An 8,139-nucleotide genomic window follows, 5' to 3' on the forward strand; every position below is an offset into this window, starting at 1 on the left:
CTCGCTATTAAATCACATTATATCATAAGTATTTTTGAATGAAAAGTTTTATGCGGGAAATACAGGCATCGAGAGCATCATTTTGAAACCGCATCTCAATCCCTGCTTCCTTCAGATGTTCCTCTGAGAAATCTTCTGTGTCCGCTAGGAATCTTCTGCACAATTCCGTATAACGGGGCGTTGCCTGCTGCCGCTCTCTCACCAGCGCACGGGAGAGTCTTTCCCCGTCTTCCACTTCCACATAGACCGGAACCATCACCTGATCTCCGAAATACCGTTTCATGGCATTCCAGGACTCCAGCGTACCGATAACCGCATAGGATTCTTTTTCCAGATTCATGTGCTCATCACACACCGTAAAATATTTCCAGACTCCGCAGACGGTATCATAAGCCCGAAGTTCCACCACGCGGCCTTCCTGTTCCAGACACTGCAGTGTCTCTTCGCTGACAAAATGATATTCAACTCCCTCCTGCTCACCTTCCCGGATGGGACGGGTCGTATAGGGGACGATTCTTTGTAATCCCAGCTCCTGATCCTCCAGAAGCCTTTTATAAATGGTATCTTTTCCTGTGGAACTTTTTCCCATCAGACAAAATATTTTTCCCATGTTTCCTGTTTTCCTACTACTTTTATTTTTTGATTTTCACAGCCGTATACGGTCAGCCCGTCCTGCACATACCGAAGAATCCGGTCACGGATTTCTTCTGTTACTTCCTCTCCTGGCACCAGAAGCGGAATACCCGGTGGATAGGGGATGACGAATCCGCTGCTCACTTTTCCATCGGATGCTTTCAGGTCACACCAGAAGGACGGCTGCTCAAACGTTTCCTGTATCGTGCCTGCATGTCTTGTCTTCAAAACGTTATCTGTTCCATACTGCTTTTCAGGCACCTGATTTCTTTCTCTTAGAATCTTTTCATCCAGTTTTCTGCAGGCTTCCAACAGTCTCCTGAGATCCTCCTGTCGGTCTGCCACGGAAGTAAGCGCACATGCATACTCCCCGCATGCCATCTCCAGTTCGATGTGAAAGTCCTCTCTCAGCATATCAGAAAGTTCATTTCCGGTAACACTGTAACGTCTGCCGGACAGCAGGATCTTAGACGGATCTATCCCCGGTACCTCCAGAAGCTCCAGTGCCTGAAGCTTCCGAAGTTCTGCACGCACCTCCTGCAGGCGCTGTGCGAAGGAATCAAATTCTTTTCTATGAGAAGAAACCCATTCCATACACTGGTCGATTCCCGCCATCATGACGTAGGACGGACTGCTGGACTGATAGACACCCAGAAAATACCGGATCTTCTCCCGGTTGATCAGATCACCATTCAGATGAATCAGTGCCGTCTGCGTCAGACTTGGAAGTGTCTTATGGACGCTGTGGATCACCACATCCGCCCCGCAGCTCACAGAATCTTTTGGAAACTGCTCTGAAAACGGAAAATGCGCACCGTGAGCCTCATCTACTATGAGTGGAAGCTTTCTTCTGTGAACCACTTCCGCAATCTGCTCCACATCAGAGACCACACCGTCATAGGTTGGCGACGTAATATATACCATCTTTGTTTCCGGATGTTCTTCCAGAAGCCTGTCCACATTTTCTGCTGTTACAGGACCATTTATCCCCATTTTGCCTGCCGGTTGTGGATAAATATAGTGGACATGAAGACCTCTCAGAAGCACTGCATGATAGGCCGATTTATGGCTGTTTCTTGCAAGCAGAACCGTTCCGCCTGCTGCCGTACAGCCGGAGATTGCGGCAAGAATTCCGCTGGTGCTTCCGTTGACCAGATAATGGGTTTCCTCCGAACCATACAGCTCTGCCGCCCGTTCTTCCGCCTGTTTCAGAATCCCTTCCGCATGATGCAGATCGTCAAATCCATCAATCTCCGTAATATCAATAAAAAACGGATTTCCAAGATCCCCCATGCGCCGCTTGTGTCCCGGCATATGCATGGGAAGATAATCGGAATCCGCATATGTTTCCAGTTTTTTTAATAATTCACTCATGTTCATTTATAAAGAAAAAACAATAATTCCAAGAACTGTTACCGCAATGGACAATAGTCCACGCTTCGTCGGACGTTCTCCAAGAAAGAAGACTGCCAGAATCGTGACCCAAATAATACCTGTGGATTCGATCATGGGAGTCACCTTCAATTCTACCCCGCGGTATGCAAATACATTGATCACCGTAGTTCCGAACAGAAGCCCATATCCGAGAATCACTCTCCAGTTCAGAAATTTAAATAAAATATTTTTATGTTCGATCTCCGCTGACTGTTTCAGGAGAATCTGTGACACCGATGCCACAAAGACCGCCAGAAACGCCAGCACATAACTAATGTTCATCCATTCCATGAAGACTGATCCCCGCTATAATAATAATGCTTCCGATAATATTGTTCACTGTCACATGCTCCTTGAATAATAGCACGGACCAGAACAGAATCAGGATATACAGAATGCCTTTTCTCAGATAGGCCGTGGTCAGAGGTATCAGTTCCAGCAGAAACTGCCACATGATCGCATAGATGCCAAGACATCCGATCGCCAGCACATAGAAAATGATAAACTCCCTGGACAGAGTTTCATACTGCCCCGCAAATTTGATAAATACGGAGCTTAAACTCTGAATCACCAGCGACAGGGACAGCAAAATGAGAATCTTTGCCTTTGTCATAAGATGCTGTTTTCCTCCCTTTGATCTTTTACCGTGATATAATAACCGATTCTGGAGGAACTGTCTGACACATGGCCTGCATTTTCCAATTCCAGCTCACTGATCCGGTAGATTTCTTCCGGATGTTCTTTTTCATACTGCTTCATCTTCTCCACATCATCCAGTGTAAACAGAAAATGAATGCGCGCCTCTTTGGGTGCTGATTTCGGCACAATCCGCGGCTCTTTTCCACATGCCACATCGATGACCATTTCCATAAAATCATAACCGGTAGACAGCGGTACCAGGTCAGAACCGATACAGTCTCCTCCCATGCGGGAACCGATCTCTATGATCCGCACCTCTCCGTCCGGTGTGATCTTGAATTCGCCATGCGAAGCACCGTCTGTGATCTGAAGTGCATCAAGCGCCGCATACATGGTCTTCTGCACCTTCTGAAGCATTTCTTTCGATAAGTCACTGGGTTCACAGTGTCCGGTCTCTATAAAATGCGGTGCACCGGTCGTATATTTTTTAGTCACTGCCAGATTCGTATGCTTTCCACGATAAGAAATGGTCTCATAACTGTACTCATTTCCCTCTATATATTCTTCCACAATCGCCTTCTTTTCAAACGACTGCCCTACCGCCTGGCGCACTGCCTCCGGAAGATCTTTGAAATCTGTAATCTTAGTGATAGCGCGGCTTCCGGAACGATCTGTCGGTTTTACAATAATTGGAAGCTGCATCTGATAGAGTTCGTCTGTCACATGATCGACTTTATAAAATGCCGGTGTCGGAAGCCCCGCTTTTTTAAAGGCTGACCGCATGGCATATTTATTGGTGGAGATCTCGATACACTCCGGTGTATTGCCCGGAAGTCCCAGACCTGCTGCTACCTTGCTGACCGTAATATTCGCCAGGTCAGAAGCAATGGTTGTCACCGCATCCGGCTGAATCTCCCGACATTTTTCCAGAATCGCATCAGTCTCCACAATGCTGATCGGATAAAAATAATCTGCAGTTTTCTCGCCGATGGAACCGTCCTGCCACGCAAATACATGGGTCTCAAATCCCATTTCTTTTGCCTTCAGGATCAGCTGATTCTGAAAATCATTTGCTCCGATAATCACAATTTTCTTCATAATATTCCTCTCAGCTTACCTGCTGTAAAATTCAATGATTTTGGAAGCTACATAGCGGACTTCTTCTTCCTTCAGTCCATAATACATAGGAAGACGCATCAGCCGTTCGCTCTCTTTTGTCGTATAGACATCCTCTCCGTGAAAACGTCCAAATCTCTGTCCTGCCGGAGCAGTATGAAGCGGAATATAGTGGAATACCGCCTGTACACCGTTCTCTTTCAGATAATCAATCAGTTTTGTACGCTCTTCCAGATTTTTTGCCTTCATATAGAACATATGGGCATTATGGGTACATCCTTCCGGAATATGCGGAAGCTCCACTTTTTCCTCTTCTGCCAGCGGTGTCAGCAATTCTTTATAAAGATTCCAGCTGCGCATGCGGTCCTCAAAGATCACATCTGCTGCGTCCAGCTGCGCCATCAGATAGGCTGCATTCATATCCCCCGGCAGATAGGAAGATCCCGCATCCACCCAGGTATATTTATCAATCTGTCCGCGGAAAAATTTCGCACGGTTCGTTCCCTTTTCCCGGATAATCTCCGCACGCTCTACATTCTTCGGATCACGGATCAGAAGAGCTCCGCCCTCTCCCATACTGTAATTCTTCGTCTCATGGAAGGAGAAGCATCCATAATCACCGATCGTTCCCAGCGCTCTGCCTTTATAGGTACTCATAATCCCCTGTGCAGCATCCTCGATCACTGTCAGATGGTATTTCTCCGCCAATTCCATAATCTTATCCATCTCACAGGAAACACCTGCATAATGAACCGGAACAATAGCCTTTGTCTTCTCTGTAATAGCTTCCTCGATCTTTGTCTCATCAATATTCATGGTATCCGGACGGATATCCACAAACACAGGAACAGCACCTCTTAATACAAAGGCATCTGCCGTCGATACAAAGGTATAGGACGGCATAATGATCTCGTCACCTTCTTTAATATCCGCCAGCAGTGCTGCCATCTCTGTGGCATGGGTACAGGAGGTGGTCAGCAGCGCTTTTGCCGTTCCTGTTTTCTTCTCCAGCCATGCATTACAACGTTTTGTAAAAGGTCCGTCTCCGCAGATCTTATGATTTTTTGCTACAGCTTCCTCAATATATTTCATTTCTGTTCCTATGTAAGGAGGTACATTAAAACCTATCATTTTATTTTTATTTCCTTTCTTTTCAACGATATTTAAATACCAGACCCTGTCTCATCATACTGGTCTCATAGCCCTGCTCTGTAAATGAGACCGCAAACTCTGTATCAAGCATGCTCTCATCATATCCGTAACAATAAATTACAGTCGGAAGTTTCTCCGGATGAAGTTCATAATAAAGCGGAATCAGCGGATCTGTCTCCTGCGTCATCCATGTAGAATATGCCGCGCACTCTGCATCTGTATTCAGATACATCCAAGGTGCAATTCCAACTACGAATAATCTGTCCTCTTCCGTAAGCTGAAGATCTTCCATATCATCCAGCACATTCTGATAGAGGATTTCATTTTCCTGTGATGTATGAATACCTTTCAGAGGTCCTTCTTCCAGTTTTGCTGTGAGGTACGGCATGTGCTCGTCTCCCCACACATAAACCATGCGAAGATAAATACATGCCAGAAACAGAACTGTAAGAAATATATAAAACAGACTTCTCAGATTACGCTTCCATGACTCCCGGCTCTGCTGATAAACTGCCTGCCACGTCAGCAAAATAGATGCTGCCGATGGAATCATATAGGATGCGGATACCGTTAAGATTCCCGTATCTGTCGCAAAATGTGCAAGCAGTGTATAGATCAGTCCCGGTACATACCAGAACCAGAATAATCTCCGGTCCTTCTGTTTCGCTGTCACATAAGCAATCATTCCCACAAAACTTAATGGAATCATAATGTAATTAATGCCTACAACATCCACAACAGAACTGTAACCAAAAAATCCATATAAAACAATGTACGGAAGTGCCGCTACCATTTCCAGTACTAGATACAGCCATCCCGGGATTTTCTTTTTACGGTCCAGCACCCATGCTGCCAGCAGCACTGCCGTCACATAGACCTGTCCCTTATAATACCGGTGAATCCGGATAAAATACTTTGCAAATTTTTCCAGAAACGGTTTTTTTCGCTCCGTATCCATGACAATGTAGGAAAAACTCTCCATAATCTCAGAAAGTCCCGCTCTGGAAAATACAAAGATTACAAATAATACGAAGATTGCAAATGCGCCCAGCCCCATAAAAATAAAACTCTTCACGGACAAAAACGGATTCATCTCTTCCTGTCTTTTCCTGTTGCGGAAAAAACTGACTGCACATAAAACTCCATAGAGGATAAATAACAACACTGCATATGGGTTTGCCAGTACAGCCCCTGCTGAAAAGATACCGCACAGAAATGCATGAATCGGCTTCCAGTCTTCCACCGATGCCATCGTCACAAGCACCAGCAATACAAAGCCAAAGGCAAGCGTATTATAAGACAGACTGTTAATATTATAAGGTGTCGTCACGAAATAGAACAATGCAGGTAAAATTCTGACCCAGCCAAATCTCTTCATCCGCACATAACAATATGTCGCAGCTGCAGCCTGACAGATCAGATACGCTATCCTGATGATAATGACGATGCCTTCATTGGAATGATGAAACAGACGGATCAGACAATATACCGGATATGTGATAAATGCAAATAACTGTACATTGTTCCATTCATCCACCAACATGGCATCACCCTGGAAAAACCGGTATACCGTACTGATATAAAATATCTCATCATTTTTATTAAATCCATAAAACTGTCTCCAGGCAAACATAAGGAAAAAAAGTCCCAGAAAGCCTGCAAATAATATGGAGATTCTTTTATTCTTATTCATTTTATTTAATTTCTTCCAAAGCCTTCAAAATCACATCTACACAGCCATCAATGCCGAGCGCACCACTGTTCAGGCTCAGATCATAGTTGGAAGCCATACCCCAATCCTGATCTGTATAGTATTTATAATGATTACTGCGGGCTTTATCCTTTTTCTTCAGAAGAGCCGGCGCCTGATCCTCCGTGATTCCAAAATACGTAACTGCTCTGTTGATCTTACTCGCCATGTCTGCATGGATAAATACGTTCAGTACATCCTCGCGCTCTCTTAAAATATAATCTGCACATCTTCCGACGATCACACAGCTTCCCTTCTCTGCCAGATCTTTGATGATCTTATTCTGGATAAAGTAAATCTCATCCTGCAGGGATACACCGTTTCCGGAAAATACATTGTTCGCATAGGAAAGGCTGCTGGCGATGTTAAATAACAGGCTGCCTGTCATTCTCTCACCTTTCTCCGCCACAAAATCCTGTGCAAATCCGCTCTCTTTAGCTACCATATCAATTAATTTTTCATCGTAGCAGGGAATTCCCAGCTTCTCTGAAAGTTTTTTTCCAATATATCTTCCGCCGCTTCCATACTGTCTGCTGATAGTAACAATCTTTTTCTGCATGCCAGAACCTCCTTTTTAAGTTCTATTAAGTTCTATTTTACTCTATTTTACCATGTTTGTCACCTGATTAAATCTTTATTAAGAATAGCTGTAACACAAAAAACCGTCGATCAACATCTGTTAATCAACGGTTTTCCTCTTAGTGAGACATCGGGGATTCGAACCCCGGACAACTTGATTAAAAGTCAAGTGCTCTACCAACTGAGCTAATATCCCATATAAAATGCCCAGAGCCGGAATCGAACCAGCGACACGAGGATTTTCAGTCCTCTGCTCTACCAACTGAGCTATCTGGGCATACGAGTAAATGGCTTACTCAAATTGCGGGGGCAGGATTTGAACCTACGACCTTCGGGTTATGAGCCCGACGAGCTTCCAGACTGCTCCACCCCGCGACATTATGAAATTTGTGGATTAAGTGGATAACTTACTTAATCTAAATGGATGGAGGTGGATTCGAACCACCGAAGCAATTTGCAGCAGATTTACAGTCTGTCCCCTTTGGCCACTCGGGAATCCATCCATAATGGGACCTATAGGGCTCGAACCTATGACCCTCTGCTTGTAAGGCAGATGCTCTCCCAGCTGAGCTAAGATCCCATTTATTAAATTTTTAAAAGAAACACTTTTGTGTTTCAACGACCCGGATGGGGTTCGAACCCACGACCTCCGCCGTGACAGGGCGGCGCTCTAACCAGCTGAGCCACCGGGCCGTATGAAAGCTATGTGCCTTCAAAACTGCATACAGTCAATACTTTTTTCTTTCCAAAACCTTATCACCTAAACCTCTTGGTTAAGCCCTCGACCTATTAGTAACAGTCAGCTTCACGCATTACTGCGCTTCCACCTCTGCCCT

8 protein-coding genes and 6 tRNA genes are annotated in these 8,139 nt (G+C 44.9%); all 14 read right to left on the minus strand.

The window, feature by feature from the left end:
* Window positions 1–22: 22 nt before the first annotated feature.
* The 14 genes from LKD36_RS14015 to LKD36_RS14080 all read right to left on the minus strand — a co-directional run bounded on the left by LKD36_RS14015 (window position 23) and on the right by LKD36_RS14080 (window position 7,996).
* The gene (locus LKD36_RS14015) at window positions 23–610 is read right to left on the minus strand and encodes a nucleoside/nucleotide kinase family protein (RefSeq protein WP_308459973.1); all 588 of its coding nucleotides are present in this window, start codon (window positions 608–610) and stop codon (window positions 23–25) included.
* Window positions 589–2,007 carry an aminotransferase class I/II-fold pyridoxal phosphate-dependent enzyme gene (locus LKD36_RS14020; protein WP_308459974.1) on the minus strand — a complete coding sequence of 473 codons (1,419 nt, stop codon included), beginning with the start codon at window positions 2,005–2,007 and terminating at the stop codon, window positions 589–591. Before LKD36_RS14020 ends, LKD36_RS14015 begins: the two co-directional genes overlap by 22 nt.
* Window positions 2,008–2,013: 6 nt before the next feature.
* Complete coding sequence (locus LKD36_RS14025) at window positions 2,014–2,358, minus strand: multidrug ABC transporter (protein ID WP_147356871.1); 345 nt, start codon at window positions 2,356–2,358, stop codon at window positions 2,014–2,016.
* Window positions 2,339–2,680 carry a transporter gene (locus tag LKD36_RS14030; RefSeq protein WP_118771179.1) on the minus strand — a complete coding sequence of 114 codons (342 nt, stop codon included), beginning with the start codon at window positions 2,678–2,680 and terminating at the stop codon, window positions 2,339–2,341. Before LKD36_RS14030 ends, LKD36_RS14025 begins: the two co-directional genes overlap by 20 nt.
* Window positions 2,677–3,804 carry an ATP-grasp domain-containing protein gene (locus LKD36_RS14035; RefSeq protein ID WP_118771178.1) on the minus strand — a complete coding sequence of 376 codons (1,128 nt, stop codon included), beginning with the start codon at window positions 3,802–3,804 and terminating at the stop codon, window positions 2,677–2,679. Before LKD36_RS14035 ends, LKD36_RS14030 begins: the two co-directional genes overlap by 4 nt.
* A gap of 15 nt (window positions 3,805–3,819) precedes the next feature.
* Complete coding sequence (gene rffA, locus LKD36_RS14040) at window positions 3,820–4,953, minus strand: dTDP-4-amino-4,6-dideoxygalactose transaminase (RefSeq protein ID WP_118771177.1); 1,134 nt, start codon at window positions 4,951–4,953, stop codon at window positions 3,820–3,822.
* Between the two features lie 22 nt (window positions 4,954–4,975).
* The gene (locus LKD36_RS14045; protein ID WP_308459975.1) at window positions 4,976–6,667 is read right to left on the minus strand and encodes a hypothetical protein; all 1,692 of its coding nucleotides are present in this window, start codon (window positions 6,665–6,667) and stop codon (window positions 4,976–4,978) included.
* 1 nt (window position 6,668) lies between these two features.
* Entirely contained in the window at window positions 6,669–7,283 is a 615-nt protein-coding gene (locus tag LKD36_RS14050; RefSeq protein ID WP_308459976.1) for a cytidylate kinase-like family protein, read from the minus strand.
* Between the two features lie 143 nt (window positions 7,284–7,426).
* A tRNA-Lys gene (locus LKD36_RS14055) sits at window positions 7,427–7,499 on the minus strand.
* Between the two features lie 8 nt (window positions 7,500–7,507).
* Window positions 7,508–7,580: transfer RNA gene (locus LKD36_RS14060), tRNA-Phe, on the minus strand.
* A gap of 24 nt (window positions 7,581–7,604) precedes the next feature.
* A tRNA-Met gene (locus LKD36_RS14065) sits at window positions 7,605–7,678 on the minus strand.
* A 46-nt stretch (window positions 7,679–7,724) separates the two neighbouring features.
* A tRNA-Tyr gene (locus LKD36_RS14070) sits at window positions 7,725–7,806 on the minus strand.
* A gap of 4 nt (window positions 7,807–7,810) precedes the next feature.
* Window positions 7,811–7,883: transfer RNA gene (locus LKD36_RS14075), tRNA-Val, on the minus strand.
* Between the two features lie 39 nt (window positions 7,884–7,922).
* Window positions 7,923–7,996: transfer RNA gene (locus LKD36_RS14080), tRNA-Asp, on the minus strand.
* Window positions 7,997–8,139 lie beyond the last annotated feature (143 nt).

Origin of the sequence: Hominiventricola filiformis (genome assembly GCF_020686965.1) — a bacterium.
GTDB lineage: Bacteria > Bacillota > Clostridia > Lachnospirales > Lachnospiraceae > Hominiventricola > Hominiventricola filiformis.